General features: G+C 35.9%; 12 protein-coding genes. 7 read left to right on the top strand and 5 right to left on the bottom strand.

Annotation, left to right across the window (positions count from 1 at the left end):
- Window positions 1–175: 175 nt before the first annotated feature.
- Entirely contained in the window at window positions 176–1,966 is a 1,791-nt protein-coding gene (locus tag HNS38_RS08035) for a T9SS type A sorting domain-containing protein (protein ID WP_172346258.1), read from the bottom strand.
- A 524-nt stretch (window positions 1,967–2,490) separates the two neighbouring features.
- Between HNS38_RS08035 and HNS38_RS08030 the strand changes: the two genes are divergently transcribed.
- On the top strand, window positions 2,491–2,757 hold the full coding sequence (locus HNS38_RS08030; protein ID WP_172283087.1) for a cysteine-rich small domain-containing protein: 267 nt from the start codon (window positions 2,491–2,493) through the stop codon (window positions 2,755–2,757).
- A 12-nt stretch (window positions 2,758–2,769) separates the two neighbouring features.
- On the top strand, window positions 2,770–3,282 hold the full coding sequence (locus HNS38_RS08025) for a 3'-5' exonuclease (RefSeq protein WP_172283088.1): 513 nt from the start codon (window positions 2,770–2,772) through the stop codon (window positions 3,280–3,282).
- Window positions 3,283–3,471: 189 nt separating this feature from the next.
- Here the strand turns inward: HNS38_RS08025 and HNS38_RS08020 are convergent, their stop codons facing one another.
- A complete protein-coding gene (locus HNS38_RS08020) occupies window positions 3,472–5,259 on the bottom strand; it encodes an ABC transporter ATP-binding protein (RefSeq protein ID WP_172346257.1) in 1,788 nt (595 codons plus the stop codon).
- A 315-nt stretch (window positions 5,260–5,574) separates the two neighbouring features.
- On the opposite strand from HNS38_RS08020, the gene HNS38_RS08015 reads away from it, so the two are divergent.
- The 3 genes from HNS38_RS08015 (at window position 5,575) to HNS38_RS08005 (ending at window position 7,302) form a co-directional block, all read left to right on the top strand.
- Window positions 5,575–5,910, top strand: a complete 336-nt coding sequence (locus HNS38_RS08015) for a DsrE family protein (RefSeq protein WP_172283090.1) — start codon at window positions 5,575–5,577, stop codon at window positions 5,908–5,910.
- A gap of 126 nt (window positions 5,911–6,036) precedes the next feature.
- Window positions 6,037–6,669 carry a DsbA family oxidoreductase gene (locus HNS38_RS08010; RefSeq protein ID WP_216663664.1) on the top strand — a complete coding sequence of 211 codons (633 nt, stop codon included), beginning with the start codon at window positions 6,037–6,039 and terminating at the stop codon, window positions 6,667–6,669.
- 57 nt (window positions 6,670–6,726) lie between these two features.
- The gene (locus tag HNS38_RS08005; RefSeq protein WP_172283092.1) at window positions 6,727–7,302 is read left to right on the top strand and encodes a uracil-DNA glycosylase family protein; all 576 of its coding nucleotides are present in this window, start codon (window positions 6,727–6,729) and stop codon (window positions 7,300–7,302) included.
- 1 nt (window position 7,303) lies between these two features.
- Here the strand turns inward: HNS38_RS08005 and HNS38_RS08000 are convergent, their stop codons facing one another.
- The 3 genes from HNS38_RS08000 to HNS38_RS07990 form a co-directional block, all read right to left on the bottom strand.
- A complete protein-coding gene (locus tag HNS38_RS08000; RefSeq protein WP_172346256.1) occupies window positions 7,304–9,211 on the bottom strand; it encodes a sigma-54-dependent Fis family transcriptional regulator in 1,908 nt (635 codons plus the stop codon).
- 319 nt (window positions 9,212–9,530) lie between these two features.
- Window positions 9,531–11,045 carry a RagB/SusD family nutrient uptake outer membrane protein gene (locus HNS38_RS07995; protein ID WP_172346255.1) on the bottom strand — a complete coding sequence of 505 codons (1,515 nt, stop codon included), beginning with the start codon at window positions 11,043–11,045 and terminating at the stop codon, window positions 9,531–9,533.
- Between the two features lie 52 nt (window positions 11,046–11,097).
- The gene (locus HNS38_RS07990; RefSeq protein ID WP_172283113.1) at window positions 11,098–14,232 is read right to left on the bottom strand and encodes a TonB-dependent receptor; all 3,135 of its coding nucleotides are present in this window, start codon (window positions 14,230–14,232) and stop codon (window positions 11,098–11,100) included.
- Window positions 14,233–14,597: 365 nt separating this feature from the next.
- Between HNS38_RS07990 and HNS38_RS07985 the strand changes: the two genes are divergently transcribed.
- A complete protein-coding gene (locus tag HNS38_RS07985) occupies window positions 14,598–15,332 on the top strand; it encodes an NUDIX domain-containing protein (RefSeq protein ID WP_172283115.1) in 735 nt (244 codons plus the stop codon).
- Window positions 15,333–15,763: 431 nt separating this feature from the next.
- Window positions 15,764–18,184, top strand: coding sequence for a GH36-type glycosyl hydrolase domain-containing protein (locus HNS38_RS07980; RefSeq protein ID WP_172283117.1), 2,421 nt, complete (start codon window positions 15,764–15,766; stop codon window positions 18,182–18,184).
- Window positions 18,185–18,195: the final 11 nt, after the last annotated feature.

Genomic DNA, 18,195 nt, shown 5'->3' with positions numbered 1-18,195 from the left:
GCGAAAACATACTTGCCTGTGTTCATAATGAATAATTTATAATCACAAACATAGTTGATTCAAATCGTCACCGTCTATATTCTTACCTTAGATATAGTATTTACAAGGTTTTCAAGATCCTAAAGCTGACTTTTACTGGACACTAGTGCTAAAAATCATTAAAAATATGAATTGACTATTCCACAATCATTTTCTTAGAAACACTTTCGTTGCCAATGGTCACTGTATAGAAATAAACACCTGACTGTAGGTCTCTTGCAGGTAATTCTATTTTCATTGTATTATTGATAATTCTAGGATTCAAGGTATAAACAGTTTGTCCCATTAAGTTACTCACTTCAATGAGAACAGGAGCAGAAACAGCACTTGTTAATTCAATAGTTGTTGCATCAGTAAATGGATTTGGGCTATTTTGACTAACTGCAATATTAGAAACAGCTTCTAATTTATTTAAACCAACAGTCCAAGGAAATTTCACTCCCTTTACATAGCTATGAGTAACGGGATCAGATTCATTACCTGCATTAAATTCAGCAGAAGTTACAGAGGTAACAACAGGAATATGAACAAAATTATCTTCTATTATACTAATTTGCCCAACATTATGATAAAAGTAAAATCCAGCATATAAATCATCGGATGTGAAATTAGTTACCGGAAAGTCTGTGAAATCGCCACCATTAACAAACCTACCACCAGCTTTAATATTAGGAGCCCCATTTCCACCTTCGAAATCTTCTGGGTTTTCAGTATCACACCAAACAGCAAATACGGCTGTACCATCTTCAGTTCTTGTTGCACGAAGTCTAGAGCCCCATGATTCTGTACCAAAACCATAAGTAGATTCATCACCTAAATCTTCAGCAAGAAGTGAATCTACAAAATATACATTCTGAACACCATTCATATTAATGTCTAAGTTAAAAATATAATCTAGGTTATTGCTATAAGTCCACCCCACAGAATCGGTATGTGAAGAGAAAGTACCAGTAGCTTTTACGAATAACTGTAACTTACCTTCATTATCAGCAACCCCATCAAGTTCGCTAACATTAGGCCACATAGGTCCTTCAAAACCACCAGTAGCCCAAAGATATTCACTCATTACTTCGTTATCGGCTAAGTCAATTTCTATTTGTTCCCAATCTTGACCTTGATTTTCTGTCTTAAACACAATAGGAGAGTATCCTCCTTCGTCATCTAAATTTGCATCAACACCAATCATCCATGTATAACCCACAGAACCATTATTTGACCAAGCATTACCAAATGTCCACTTATTCTTTGTAGTTCCTGGGTTAGATCCACCAATTCTCATAGCTAAATCTACAGGAATTTCAACATAGTACCAATCAAAACTAGAGCCATTAAAATCAGCATACCAACCACCAATGTTAAATTCAGTTGAATAACCATCCTCCACTTGATATCTTCTCTCTATTACGTGAGCCATTCCATCGGAACATACTTGCAAACCATTACGAAGCATCTGACTACCAGACCAATTCGGGTCTGCGGGAATAACTTCTTGAACTAAATCATCTCCATTTACCTTTGAAGTAGCACGGAAATTTTCATGCCAACCATCATTGCTATTAGGACCACATGAAACAATATACGCCTCATCAGGATCTGTATTTCCTTCTGGATTATAAATAACACCTGAGGGATATCTACAAGCATATTCTGTTTGCATCATCCATGTATTATCCCACGTATTAGCACCATCTGTAGAAGTAGCAGTAATAATGTTACCACTATTTAGAGCTTCAGGATAAGTTGCTGGATCTGTTCTAAAGGTAAAGGCATAGGTACCTATTTCTGTATTATAATCTAGATATCTTTGCTCTTCAAGTAGAACCGACCAAATATTTGCAGAATTTCCTATATATACTCGCTCAACAGCTTGTACACCTTTGAAATCATAATTAGCTGTAATACTAGGGTTTACTTGTACTGGAGTCATCTGTAAATCGTTTTTACTTCGGGGATCTATTTCGTCTTTGGGTCTATCACCCTTTTTTCAATCGGCCATAGCAGCAAATGAAAGGCTTAAAGCTAAACTAAACAGTAATTTTTTTTTCATAGTTTCAAACATTTAAAAATTATTATTATTTTATTAGAGTATATCTATCCTAAAATAGGAGTTAAAGTTAGCCTTGAGAAATGTTTTGAAGAAATGGATTTAATAATTATTAATATCAAATGCTGTTGAAAAAGCTTTTTTTTAGTATTATAAAATGGTATCCGTTCAATAATAGGCTTTCAGCTTTTTTTTCGTGTTTTTGAATTGAAAATATTGGAATCGAATGAGGAAATAAAAATGTATTAAATAATGTAAATCACATAAATCGAATCTTAAGTTTAAAGATTTAGGCGCTATCACTAAAAAATATTTACCATGCTTAGAAAAACTGCAGTATAATTGAAAATGAAAACCATACTTTTGTGCCATATTTACAAATCAGTTGTTTTCAACACCATAAAAATATGTCAGAAAACTATAAATTCTCCCAACACAAAAAATGCGAATACTTCCCTTGCCATCAAGGATTAAAAGAGGAGGAGTTTAATTGCTTATTCTGTTATTGTCCGCTTTATATGCTTCAAGATAAATGTGGAGGAAATTTTAAATATGCCCAAGGTATTAAAGACTGTAGCGATTGTACCATAACTCATGCTACTGGAGGATACGACCATGTGATGAGTAAAATGGGCATGATTATGAAAATAGGTAGTGAAACGAGTAACAAATAAGCAGTTTGGGTTATGATTAGTTTTGCCGCCATAGATTTTGAAACTGCCAATAAAAAAGGCAGTAGTGTTTGTGCCGTTGGAGTGGTCGTTGTAAAGGATGGAGAAATCACCAATAAATTCTACAGTCTTATTCAACCTGAGCCCAACTACTACGACTACTGGAATACTCAAGTTCACGGGCTCACAGAACTCGACACCGATCAATCTCCTGTTTTCCCCGATGTTTGGGACCAGATAATACCTTTAATCGAAGACCTCCCCTTGGTGGCACATAATAGTAAATTCGATGAAGGTTGTCTAAAAAAAGTCTTCCAAGTATATCAAATGGATTATCCAAAATACCGTTTTTACTGTACCGTAAAAGCGGCTAGAAAACACTTTCCTCAACTTGAAAACCATCAGCTCCATACCGTATCAAAGCACTGTGGCTACGAAATGAGAAAACACCACGAAGCTCTGGATGATGCCTATGCTTGTGCTATAATTGGGATGAGGATTTTTGGGAATACTATGTTGTTTATGTAGCTGATTCGACATTACAAATCAGTTTTCCTCAGCCCAATTGGGAGTCTGATTTGCAAGATTTGCATTTTATTTAAAATACCATTCTTTGAATGGTCCAAATCAATAAACAATATGACAACCTAGGGATTTTTGCTCCTTTTAGGGTTTGTGGTATACAAAAAATTGCCATCATGAAACTATTACCGAACACTAACTAGAATACTGCAACTGAATCAGTTTATTATACTTGCCATCATTTACTTTCATTAGATTTTCGTGGGTGCCTTGCTCCACTATTTCTCCTTGTTCCATTACCACAATTTCATCTGCTTTTCTAATGGTTGATAAGCGGTGGGCAATGATAATGGAGGTTCGGCCTTGCATTAATTTCTCAAGGGCTTCTTGAACTAGTTTTTCTGAAACTGAATCTAATGATGAAGTGGCTTCGTCTAATATTAAAATCTTAGGGTCTTTTAAAATGGCTCTGGCAATGGCTATTCTTTGCCTTTGCCCACCAGAAAGCTGAGTTCCTCGTTCTCCAACGATGGTATCAAATTGCTCTGGAAAGCGTTCGATAAACTCCAAAGCATTGGCTTTTTGTGCAGCCTCATAAATGTCTTTTTCACTGGCATTGGGCTTTCCATAAGCTATGTTTTCACTAATACTTCCTCCGAATAGAAAGATGTCTTGTGGTACCAATGAAATCTGACTTCTTAAAGCCGATAATGGAAAATCATGACTATCGATGTCATTGAAAAACAGACTATTTTTTGCTGGCGGATGCAACATCAATAATAAAGAAGCCATGGTACTTTTCCCCGCTCCACTATGACCCACAAGAGCTACCATATTATTACTTTCGATGTTTATATTGATATTTTGAAGCACTTTTTGGTCTGGGCGCGATGGATAGGCAAAGTTCAAATTCTTAAGACTGATTTGCCCATTCATTTTATACTTTGAATCTATTTCTTTGAGGTCTTGAAGTTCTTCTGGCTCTTCATCATAGATTTTAAAAAGGTCCTCAGTGGCACCAATAAATTTCTGAATATTGGTATAAACATTGGCCAAACCGCTTATGGTACCACCCACAAACACAGAGTAGATAACAAAGGAGAATAAATCACCTGCAGCCATTTCGCCAGCCTGCAAATATCGTGAACCTTGCCATACCACAGTGGCAATGGCACCAAAAAGCCCGAGTATGATAAAGGAGGAAAATGCTCCTCTATACCTTCCACTCGTCATACCCAAGTCAGCTATCTCTTTCGTCTTTTTCTTATAACGAGCAATCTCAATATATTCATTGGTAAAGGCCTTTACACTCTGAATTCCCTGTAAAGTTTCCTCTATAATGGTATTTGAATCAGCCAACTCCGATTGTATGTCTTTGGAGAATTTGCGAATAAACTTACCAAAAAATCGAGCAAAAATCATAGTAGGAGGGAGTATGATTAGCATAAAACCAGTAAGTTTTATAGAGATGATACCCAATAATGTAACCCCACCAACGATGATGATAATCTGTCGGATAAACTCGGCCAAGGTTGTGGTCATGGTCTCCTGAAGCAAAGCTACATCTGCTGAAATTCTACTGTTTAATTCTCCAACTCTTCTCTTCTCGAAAAACTGAAGTGGGAGTTTGATCAAATGACTATAGCTAGCCAAACGCAGAGCAGCAAGAGATTTCTCAGTTACATTCACAAATAAAACAATCCTGAAATAGGAAAATACCGCTTGAAGTATTAATACTCCAGCAATCAATAGAGCAGTTTGATTTAAACTCAAACCAAAAGTAGTATTCTCGACTGAATTCACCAAATCACCCAAGAGTTTTGGAAAAGCCAAACTCGCCAAACTAGAACCCAATAAAAAGAAAACACCTAAAAAGTACTGTCCTCTATAGGGTTTGATATATTTATAAAGACGCATTGCACTGGCAAAGCCATTTTTATTGAGCTTTCCTTTGGGAACATTTGAGGTGTCTATTTTTGCCATTATTTGTTTTCAGTCTAATTTCTTTATTCAAGATCTATTGTACTTCTAAATCATATTGAATGTTTGAAAGGATGTTTTCTACAAAACTAGTTCATCTGTTTTATTTGGTGCTTCTTGTTACCATAAAAATAACATTCTAAATATTCTTGAACAACATATAATAGAATTAACTTTGCTTTTTATTGGATGAAAAAGCTTATAATTGAACATTATAAATCAGCACTTATACTATTGACAGAAAGGTGATTGCTGTATTCAATGCTCATCATTTTACATACAGATAAGTTGAAACCTCATTACATAAAACAAATAGAAATGAATAAATTAAACATTCTTTGGACAACGAATAACAGAGACACTATTACTCATATGATCTCCATGTATGCTGTAAATACTTTAAAAAAGGGATTATGGGATGAAGTAAGTATCATTGTATGGGGAGCTTCTGTAAAGCTTTTAGGAGAAAATGAAGACTTGCAGAAAGAAGTTATTACTATAATGGAAAAAGGGGTTCAAATAGGTGCGTGTAGAGCATGTTGTGATAATATGGGAGTGACCGACACTCTAGAGAAATTAGGAATAGATGTCAAATATATGGGAGAGCCATTAACTGAGATATTGAAGCAGGATGGGAAGCTTTTAACTGTTTAATATCATTAATAATTTTAGCATTTCTTTAATGAATTAAGGAAGTGAGTTCAGAAAAGAATCACTTTCCTTTGTTGAATAGTATTTAAATAAATTTGGAGGAGGGTAATGATGAAAATGGCAAGTAAGATGATAATAGATATCGTTTCAGATGTGGTTTGTCCATGGTGTGTGATAGGCTATAAGCGATTAGAGAAAGCAATAGAGGAAATGGGGTTACAAGATCTAGTAGAGATAGAGTGGCAAGCTTTTGAACTCAACCCGACTATGCCTGTTGAAGGACAAGAACTACAAGAGCATATCAGTCAGAAATATGGTTCTACCATTGAGCAAGGAAAGCAATCTAGAGCACAGCTCACTCAATATGCTGCCGACTTGGATTTTAGATTCGATTTTTTTGATGGCATGAGAATGCCCAATACCAGAGATGCTCATATTTTAATTGATTATGCTTTAGAAAATGGAAAGCAAACAGAATTAAACCTTCGTTTGATTTCTGCTCATTTTGGTGAACATAAAGATATTTCAGATCCCAAGGTTCTGGCTCAAGAATTAAAAGCTGTGGGATTAAATGCAGAGGAAGGACTAGAAAGATTAAAGGATACAAAAGCTCGTGAACAAATTATAGCTAAAGAAGCCTATTGGCAGAAACGGGGAGTAACAGCAGTACCCACCATGGTTTTCAATAGAACCACTGGTATTACTGGGGCACAACCAGTGGATGTTTATAAAAAGCTCTTAACTGATTTGTTAGGTGGATAATTGAAGATGTGTCTCCTCTATAATTATATTTAGATTTGAGAAACGCTTAATAATAGCATGGAAGAACTAAAAAGAAAAATTTCAGAATGTAAAGTATGCAAGTCGAATTTGCCATTAGGGCCACGTCCTATTATTACGGCACATCCCAAAAGTAAAGTCATCATTATTGGTCAGGCACCAGGCATAGCGGTTCATAATACTGGAATTCCATGGGACGATAAAAGTGGAAAGAACCTTCGAAATTGGTTGGGAATAGAAGACCATATCTTTTATGATGAGGAGAAAATAGCATTAATTCCTATGGGCTTTTGTTATCCTGGAAGAGGAAAGTCAGGAGATATTCCTCCACGAAAAGAATGTGCTCCCTTATGGCATGAAGATTTATTGAGCCATTTAACTGAAGTAAAATTAGTTATTCTAATAGGGAAATATGCGCAAGATTATTACCTAAAGGGCTTAGCCAAAAGAAATCTAACTGAAACAGTCATGCATTTTGAAGAATACTTACCAAAGTATTTTGTCCTCCCTCATCCATCACCAAGAAATAATCTTTGGCAAGCTAAAAATCCTTGGTTTGCTGAGGAGGTTCTTCCTGCTTTGAAAACTGAGATAAGCAAAAGCCTTAAAAAGTGATTTATGCTTTCAAAGAAATATCATAACGTTTCATCTTCTGATAAAGGGCATTTCGACTAATGCCAAGTGATTTGGCCACCTGAGTCATATTGGAATGGTGAAAGGCTATGGTTTTTAGAATGGCTTGCTTCTCCATATCTTTAAGAGAGGATGGTGAAAACTCGAGTTCCTCTTTCGGCTCAATAAGCACTCGACTTTCTTCTTTTGTAAATTGATGTTGTTGTATGCTGATTGGGCTACTTAAAATAGTGACTTTCTCAATATAATTCTCCAATTCTCTTACATTCCCTGGCCATGAATAACTACTGATTTGTTTCAGCAAGGTATTGCTCAAACGCATCATGGGTTTGTTGAGTTTAATGGCTTTATTTTGAAGAAAATGCATGGCAAGGTTGGGAATGTCCTCACGCCTGTTTCTCAAAGGAGGAATTTCTATACTGATCACATTGATACGATAATATAAATCGAGGCGGAATTTATTATTCTTAACCTCCTCCTCTAAATTCTTATTAGTGGCGGCAATAATCCTGACATCCACAGGGATGATTTTATCGCCTCCCAAACGCGTAATCTGTCCTTCTTGTATAGCTCTCAAAAGCTTCACTTGCATATCGGGAGGCATTTCTCCTATTTCATCTAAAAATAAAGTTCCTCCATTGGCTAATTCAAATTTACCTGGCCTTCCTCCTTTTAGCGCTCCTGTAAATGCGCCATTTTCATAACCAAACAATTCACTTTCAATCAAGGAGGCAGAAATAGCACCACAGTTGATGGCAATAAAGGCTTGATTTTTTCTGTCGCTGGCATTATGTATGGCTTGTGCAAACACTTCTTTACCCGTTCCACTCTCTCCACTAATCAAAACTGAGGTTGGGCTATGAGCTACTTTTTTGGCATAGTCAATTACATCCATCATTAATGGACTAGAACTGCTGATGTCTTCAAATTTATAAGAGGTGATGGTTCCGGCATATTTATTCACCAAACTCATTAATCTTTTAAAAGGTCTGAAGGTGATTAGGTATCCTATGATTTCGTTTCCATCTGTACGAATGAGATAGGCATTGAATAGGAAATGATCTTTTAAATTAGGGATATTAAAGCTATGTTCCTCATCGAGGAAACCCAGATTAGAAAGAATGATTCGTTTAATCTTTGGCCAAGATTTGAGGATGTCTCCGATGGGAGAATCCACCAGAATACTTCTTCTCGTATTGATGGCTCGGCAACCAGTATCATTAGCCCAAACTATTTGGTCGTGGAGGTTTAGAGCGAAAACCCCAAAAGAGAGCTGATTCATCATGGCAAAAGCATAATTCTGTGCATGGAACAAGTTCTTTTGAATCTCCTCACTGGCAATCTTATTCTCGATGGCCTTGGCAGCTGAAATTACTAAACCCAAGGTATGTTCATGTTCTTGCTTGTGATCGCCAGTGAGATTTAATGCACCTATTACTTTTCCGCTGGCATTGTGAATAGGAGCTGCAGAACAGGTCCAATTGTGAAAAGCCTCTGAGTAATGTTGCTGGGCAGTAACCTGAATGGGACGATCCTCGAAAATAGCTGTTCCAATGGCATTGGTGCCAATATTCTTTTCTTCCATGGAGGCTCCAATAATGATATTGGATTGTTTGGCTTTTTCTATCGTCTTCTCTGCGCCTTTGATGTCCAAAACGCTGCCATTGACATCAGAAAGAATAAGAATGAATCTTGATTCAAGAAGAATATCCTTAAGTCCTTCAATAAAAGGTTGGGCTATGGCCAATAAGGCTTTGTTTTTATCGAGTAAGGCCTCTTTATTATGGCTTTGAAGCTTAATACAAGCGGTTTGAAAATCTTTTTTTAGCCCAATTTCTTCACTTCTATGTCTAGAACGATCTATAATATTTTCTCTTTCCACTACACTCATTCTTCTTTCTCTTTAATTGAAAAACACTATAGATACACTAATTATGAGGAGGCAAATCTCGGAATTATTTGGTGTAGATTTTATGTAATTGCTAATTTATATTGGGTTTAATTTAAGTTTAGAAGAGTGGCAAAAGAGCAGACAAGGGATCCTGATTTCCAATAAAGAATAAATCTCATGTCAATAGCATTATCAAAAAAAGCCTCACTAAAAACTTAGCAAGGCTTATAAAAACACACAAAAAAAAGACGGGGCTAAATCAGAACCCCGTCCAAATGTTACAAATCATCAATTATATAACTAAAACTCAAGTTATTTCTTAATATCCAGCATTTTGAACTGCATTTGTATTGTTACGCATTTCAGCCGAAGGAATAGGGTATAAATTATGTTTGCCAGCTTGGAAACCTAGAGGTCCTAATACTGTAGCAGCATCACCCCAACGTACCAAGTCTAAGAAACGAACAGCTTCAAATGCCAATTCCATTTGACGTTCTTTCTTAATGGCGTCCATAATATTTCCAGTATATCCATCTAAACCAGCTCTAGTTCTTACCATGTTTAAGTATGTGCCAGCTTGTCCATCGTTACCATTTTTATGGTGTGCTTCAGCAGCCATTAATAATACATCAGCATAACGAATAAGACGTAAGTTTGTTCCATAGTTTAATTCAGGAACAGCACCACCGTCACCATTTGTTTCGTCCATACGAGTAGAATATTTAACTCTAATACAGTTGTCCCAACCCCAAGCACTTTCGTCAGTCCAATTACCGCCTAAAGCTCTTAAGTCTTCTAATGAAAGAATAGTTGCAGCTTTTCTTATTTCGTCTCCTTCAGAAGCAAAAGCATCATATAATCCTTGTTTTGGAAGGTTGAATCCCCATCCTCCTATCAAGCCTGTTTCACCAGCATTAAAGAAATCACCTCTAGGACCAGTTAACTGCCATGTAATGTTATTTTCCATAGCTCTATTTCCGCCCCACTGGAATGTTCCCCAGTCATAGCCCATTGTAGTTACCCAAGAAGCTTCTAATAAAGATTCAACACCAAATTCAGATTCTTGTAAGAATAATGTTGAATAGTCACCTTGTAATTCATATTCGTTACTTGTAATTACAGCTTCAAAAGCAGTAGCAGCATCAGCCCAATTTTCAGCATACAAGTTTACTTTACCTAATAAAGCTTGAGCAGTACCTTTGGCAGCTCTAAATACATCGCGAGGATCGTATTCACTTTTCTTAGGAAGTACATCTATAGCAGCTTCTAAATCAGCAATAGCTTGGTCATAAAGAACAGTAGCATCAACGAAAGGCTGAGAATATTCAGAAGGAGCTAATTCAGTAAGAATAAGTGGTCCATTTCCAAACATTGCAGCAATTTCGAAATAATAATAAGCACGTAAGAATTGAGCTTCTCCAATAATCTGTTGTTGCAATGGTGTAGTTCCAGGAACATTATTAATCACCATATTGGCACGGTAAATTCCGAAATAATTTGATTCCCAAACTGCTGTAATAGTAGGATTTGAGGCACCATAACTATAAACTCCTAATTCTTGATATGGAGGTTGGTCACCATCCCCACCACCAGCTACATTAGATTCATCTGATGGGAAAGTTTTCACCAAATAAGCACTATTCCAGTCACGAGCGTTCATCCATTGCAGGATATCATAGCTAGCCATGATAGCTCTTGTGGCATCTTCATCAGTTTGATAAAAATCTTGAACAGCCAATTTTCCAATTGGGTCCACTTCTAAAAAGTCTTTTTTACAAGCTGTGAAAGACAGCATCAAAGCAAAGACTACAAATATTTTATATTGAATTTTCATTTTCTATATCTTTTTAATTTAAACATTAATTATTTCTTTAAATCAATTCACCCTAGAAAGAGAATGATAAACCAAAGTAAATTTTTCGTGGTGTTGGATAATATCCACGGTCGATACCTTGTGCATCATTTCTACTTGTACCTGCAGCTGGGTCCATACCTGGATAGTTGCTGAAAGTGAAATAATCATCTAAAGAAACATATAATCTTAAGTTCTGAACTTTATCTTTCATAAAGCTTCTAGGAACAGTATATCCTAATTGGATTTGGCGAATTCTTACATAAGAACCTTTGAAAACCATTAAGTCACTATTATAAACATAAGAACTAGTTTGTTCTGCTCTTGGGAATTCGTTTGTTGAACCTTCACCAGTCCATCTGTCATCAAAGAAGAATTGAGGCTTATTATAAGTAGTTCTATCGTAACGGTTCCATCCTAATAATACATCATGTCCGTGAACACCTTGTAAAATAGTTCTGAAATCGAATCCTTTATAAGCTAAATCGATACTAGCACCCCAAGTAAATGTTGGATGAGGGTTACCGATATTAGTTTGATCTTCTTCATTAATTAAATTATCACCATTTACATTTACAACGATTGGGTCTCCAGGAACAGGATCATAACCAGCTAAACCACCGTTGGCTTCTTTATAAGCATCAACTTGTGCTTGATTTTGGAAGATTCCATTGGTTTCGTAGCCACGGAAGAACCATACAGGCTGACCTAATTCAAAAGCAGTTGCAGTCCAACCAGTTCCTAAACCAGTACCATCAAGTCTATCAAGTAATGGATTCAAATAGGTCACTTCATTTTTCATGAAAGTCATATTGGCGCTAATACCATATTTGAACTCATTATCATAGTTTCTATAGCCCAACTCAATTTCAACACCTTTATTAGTTACATCACCAGCATTTACTGTTGAAGGTGTATTACCAACAGACAATGGAGGAGAACCAATGGTTAAAAGATCTTTTGTCTTCTTGTTGAAATAATCAAATCCAATAGTTAATTTATCACCTAACATATACATATCGAATCCGATATCTAACTGCTCAGAAGAAGCCCAAGTTAATTCTGGGTTTGCTAATAATTCAGGTTCTGCACCTGCATACCAACCACCTGTTGCATCAGGATACTGTAATCCACTAAAAGTAATTAATGAGCGATATTGGTCTGGTCTTAATTCATTTAGCATACCGTTTCTACCCCAACTAGCTCTAACTTTAAAGAAATCTATAAAGCTTACATTCCAGAAATCTTCATTTGAAGCAATCCAACCTGCCGATACTGAAGGATAAGAACCCCATTTTTGATCTGGGTGTAACATTGAAGTACCATCTTGACGGAAAATAGCTTGTAATAAATACTTACCTTCATAATCGTAAGATACTCTTGCAAAATATGATACTTGTCTTTCAACTTGACTGTTACCAGCAACATCACCAGGTCTTTGGGCATCACCATGCTCATTAAAGGCATCACCTTCTGCAGCCATTGGGCTACTGGTGCTATTATTCCAAATATGAGTGTACTCTTGAGATGACATACCCACAACAGCGGCTAAATTATGTTTTTCAGCAAAAGTTTTGTCATAAGAAATGTAGTTTTCCCACATCCAAGTAGACCAAGTGTTATAGTTTTTATTTGAGTTTGTTCCAGAGTTATTTCTCTCTGAACTATACCAATAAGTTGGAGTCCAGTAGCTATATAATTCGTTAGCCACATCTATACTAGCGCGTGTAGTGAATTTGAAACCTTTCCAAGTATCATCACCTAGGGTCATATACATATTACCCATCAATTTATCTTGCTTAGTATATCCTTTTGTACTTTGAATTTGAGCCAATGGATTTACGATTTCACCAGCTACTATTTCAGATACACCATAATATTTTCCATCATCATTAGTTACAGCAAGACCACCATTAACAGCTGGCATATAAATATCATTTAAGTATGCTGCAGTTAGGTTATCACCAATTGCGTTTTCATAAATAACAGGAGTAGTTGGGTCAAAAGATAAAGCACTTGCCACAACACCACCAAATTCATCATCTTCAGAAACTGAAGTTCTTTTAAAACGAGTATAGTTAGCAGAAACACCAACTTTCATCCATTTTTTAATTTGTTGATTGATGTTTACGCGAGCATTCAAACGTTCAAAGTTTGCATTGTCACCACCAACAACACCATCTTGGTTTAAATAAGAAATTGAAGAATAATAATTTCCTTTATCAGAACCTCCAGAAAAAGACAAGTGATGCTTTTGCATCATTGCAGTTTGTAAGGTCTCATCCATCCAATTTGTGTTATAACCAGTACTTCTTACTTCAGTACCATTGGCTTCATCTAACCATGTTGCATAGCTTTGTGCATCCATAGGTTTAGTATAATCACCTACACTTTGAGATCCTACTTGCATACTATAAGAAACTCTTCCAGCACCTTTTTCACCTTTTTTAGTAGTTACTAAAACCACACCATTGGCAGCGTTGGCACCATAAATAGCAGCGGAAGCAGCATCTTTTAATACAGTAATGTTTTCGATATCGTTTGGTTCTAGATTATCAATGTTTCCAGAAACCATACCATCAACCACATAAATAGGTTGAGCATCACCATTTGTAGCAACACCACGAATAACCACTTTCTGACCTGCTCCTGGAGAACCAGAAGAAGGAGAAACAGCAACACCAGCTAAACGGCCTTGTAAACCACCTGCAACAGTTGTTGTTGGTATTTCTTGTAATGTTTTACCATCGATTTTAGCTACAGCACCAGTAATATTTGCTTTTTTCTGTGTACCATAACCTACTACTAACACCTCCCCAAGTGTTTCTACATTTTCTTTCATCACTACTACTGCCTTTTGACCAGCAATTAATGATTGATCAAGTGTAATATATCCAATCATAGAAAAAGAAACAGTAACGGTTTCTTGAGTAGATTGCATATTGAAGGTTCCGTCAATATCGGAAATAGTACCATTTGAGGTACCTTTTTCTATCACATTGACGCCGGGCAATGGTTCTCCATTTTCATCTTGAACCATACCATTATAATTGTACACGTTCTGAGCAGTTAATGTAAAAGAAACACTAAGTAATAGCATTCCTAACAAAAGCATTGCTCTTTTTGCGAAGGTGTTCAATCCTAAAAAATTGTAAACATCTGATTTCATACGATTAACATTTATTTTTATAATGATTGCATTTGATTAATTGTCTAACAAAACTGACTATTCGAATTCTAAATAATAATGTAAAATATACTCCTTATATATATTGTTATGTTTATTTTATTGATATTCAAGACACATTAGTATGTGTATTAAATACACTTACAAAACTATATTTTTTTTTGATTTAATTAACTAAAATTAACAGCCCAGCATTAATTTATATTCATTCTAAATAACAAAATCATAAGGCATTGACTATCATTACTGTCTATTGAGGTATATTATAGAAATTATACATAGGTGTTGATTATTTTAAATATTAATCCATATATTTGCAGTGTGTAACAAATACACTTTATAAAACTATGAAATCTTATATTCCAAACTTATCTGTGGATTGTGTTGTTTTCGGATTTGACCATGAAAGGTTAAACGTGATGCTCACTAAACGTGAATTGTTGGATCCCATTACTAAGGATATCATTTTCATAGATTATACCGTACAAGGACACCATGTTTTGGAGGGTGAGGCCATTGATACAGCAGCATCTAGAGTTCTAAAGGATAAAACAGGTTTGGATAATATATTTCTTGAACAGTTTTATACTTTTGGTGGATTGAGCCGAATGAGTTCTGAGAAAGACCAAATGTGGACCAAATTAAAATATCCTATGATTTCGGATCATGTGGTGTCGGTGGGTTATTATTCTTTGGTGGATTGCTTTGATGTGAAACCCGACGAAAAACATGCCAATACCCAATGGTTTCCTGTTGATGATTTACCTGAACTTGGGTTCGATCATCAAGAAATGATAGAAAGAGCCCTAGAGTTTCTCCAAAGAAAACTGAGAAGAGAACCCATAGGCTTCGAGTTATTGCCTGAGAAATTTACGATTTCGCAAATGCAAAAGCTTTACGAATGCGTTTTTGGAGCAAAATTCGATAGGCGTAACTTTAGAAAGAAAGTGAGCCAAATGAAATACCTTATTCCTTTAGATGAAAAACAAAAAGGTGTGGCACATAAACCTGCTCAAGTTTTTATCTTTAGTAAGGATGTTTACGATAGAACAAAAAAGGAAAAGCTGGACTTTTCCGTCTGACATATTTGAGTGAAAATGAATAGTGTAAGTAGAGAGTGAAAGGTGATTTGCTTTCAATTTCTTAAAAGTGAAATTTAAAGACTTACGCATGAGTGATTTATTAAATAAGAGGTAACATCTATTATTGGTATTAATAGATGTTTTCCTAAAATAGCTAAGGCCTTTGTGCTTAAGGAACATATAGAAAGCCTGTTTTCTTTCCATATGGCGCCTTATTTTGCTATGGAATAAATTCTCTAATTCACAAAAAAAGCAATTGAAAGAATAATTCTATCCTTCTACTTGTTCTCTTCTATATTTATTCCATTGTTTACTTTTTTAAATATGGTCAATAAGGATCATATACTTATTGCTGATGGTGATTTTTTATCCCAAGACTAATAAACTTGGCAGACTGAATGACCCAAATAATTAATTAAATTTTAGATCTAATGAAATACGGACATTTCGACGATAATAATAGAGAATACGTGATTACGAATCCCAAGACACCACAACCGTGGATCAATTATATGGGAACATCGAGCTTTTTTAGTTTGATGTCGAATACAGCGGGTGGATATAGCTTCTATAAAGATGCTAAAATGAGAAGAATCACCAGGTACAGATACAATAATGTACCTACAGATGACGGAGGAAAGTATTTTTATATAAATGATGGAGGGAAGATTTGGTCGCCAGGATGGAAACCTGTCAAAACTCCACTTGACAAATACGAATGTCGTCATGGTTTGGGTTATTCCACCATAAAAGGAGAATTGAATGGTCTAGAAGCAGAAGTACTTTACTTTGTTCCTCTAGATTTTAATGGAGAAGTTCAAAGGGTAAAACTGAAAAACAAGAGTTCTGAGAAAAAATCCATCAAATTACATTCTTTTGTGGAGTGGGCTTTATGGGATGCTTTAGATGATATGACCAACTTTCAACGTAATTTCAATACCGGTGAAGTGGAAATTGAAAATTCTACCATCTTCCACAAAACCGAGTATCGTGAAAGAAGAAATCATTTTGCTTTCTACTCCGTAAATCAAGAGATTAAAGGTTTTGATACCGATAGAGAATCTTTCTTGGGAGCTTATAATGGATTCGATACTCCAGAAATGGTCACTGAGGGAACAAGTGGAAACACCCATGCTCATGGTTGGTCTCCTATTGCTTCTCATTATTTAGAGGTGGAATTAGCTCCAGGCGAAGAAAAAGACTTGGTGTTTGTTTTGGGATATGCTGAAAATAAAGAGGAAGAGAAATTCATTGCTCCTAATGTCATTAATAAAACCAATGCCGAGTCTATGTTGTCTCAATTCCAAACCAGCGAACAAGTAGATGCTTCTATAGCCAAATTAAAAGCATATTGGAATAAGCTACTCAGTAAACTTACTATTAAGAGTGAGGATGAGAAATTAGACAGAATGGTGAATATTTGGAACCAATATCAAAATATGGTGACCTATTTCTTTTCTCGTTCTGCTTCCTTCTTCGAATCGGGAATTGGTCGTGGTATGGGATTCCGCGATTCTAATCAAGATATTATAGGAATGGTACATTTGGTACCTGAACTGGCTCGTCAAAGAATTATCGATTTGGCCAGCACACAATTGGAGGATGGTAGTGCTTATCATCAATATCAACCTCTCACTAAAAAAGGAAATCACGAAGTAGGTGGTAACTTTAACGATGATCCACTATGGCTTATTTTCTCTGTTTCTTCTTATATTAAAGAAACTGGTGATTGGTCATTATTGGATTATAAGGCTCCATTTAATAATGATGGAGAAGAGTTCCCCATGTTTGAGCATATCAAGCGATCATTTTATCATGTAGTAAATAATTTAGGACCTCATCACTTACCTTTGATAGGTAGAGCTGATTGGAACGACTGCCTCAATTTGAATTGTTTCTCCGACAAACCTGGAGAATCATTCCAAACCACCCAAAACCAAAAAGGAAAAGTAGCAGAATCAGTGATGATCGCTGGTATGTTTGTGATTTACGGAGAAGAATTTGCCAAAATATGTGAACTCAGAGGAGAGCATGAAGAAGCAGAACAAGCTAAGAAACATATCGCTAATATGAAAAATGCGATAGACGAGTCAGCTTGGGATGGTGATTGGTTCTTGAGAGCCTACGATTATTATGGTGAAAAAGTAGGATCTAAAGAAAATGAAGAGGGTCAAATATTTATTGAGTCTCAAGGCTTCTGTGTAATGGCAGGAATTGGTCATGAAGACGGTAGAGCACAAAAAGCCATGGATAGTGTTGCCGAGCGATTGGCTTCACCTTATGGTATTGTTTTATTGAATCCTCCTTATACCAAATACAAACTCAACCTTGGCGAAATCACCTCTTATCCTCCAGGTTATAAGGAAAATGCTGGAATATTCTGTCATAATAATCCTTGGATTATTATTTCTGAAGCCATGCTCGGAAACAAAGAAAAAGCATTTGATTATTATACCAGAATAGCACCTGCTTATTTAGAAGACATTAGCGAGTTGCATAAAACAGAACCTTATGTATATTCTCAAATGATAGCCGGAAAAGATGCCGCCAAACCAGGGGAAGCCAAAAATTCTTGGTTAACGGGAACCGCAGCATGGAACTTTTTCTCCGTGAGCCAACATATTTTGGGAATCAAACCAGATTATAAGGGATTAGTTATTGATCCTAAAATCCCAGCACATTTAAAGGGGTTTAAAGCTACGCGTGTTTATAGAGGTAATACTTATCACATCGACATTGTAAATAATGGTGGTGATCATATGACTTGTTTTGTGGATGGTAATGTATGGGAGGGACCTCTTCCATTAGACACCGAAAGCAAGACTTATAATGTAAAGATTACACTAGACTAAACTGGATAAAG

The organism is Lentimicrobium sp. L6, from assembly GCF_013166655.1.
Lineage (GTDB): Bacteria > Bacteroidota > Bacteroidia > Bacteroidales > UBA12170 > UBA12170.
The sequence above is the reverse complement of the archived record's forward strand: the minus strand, read 5'-3'. Positions and strand labels throughout refer to the sequence as shown.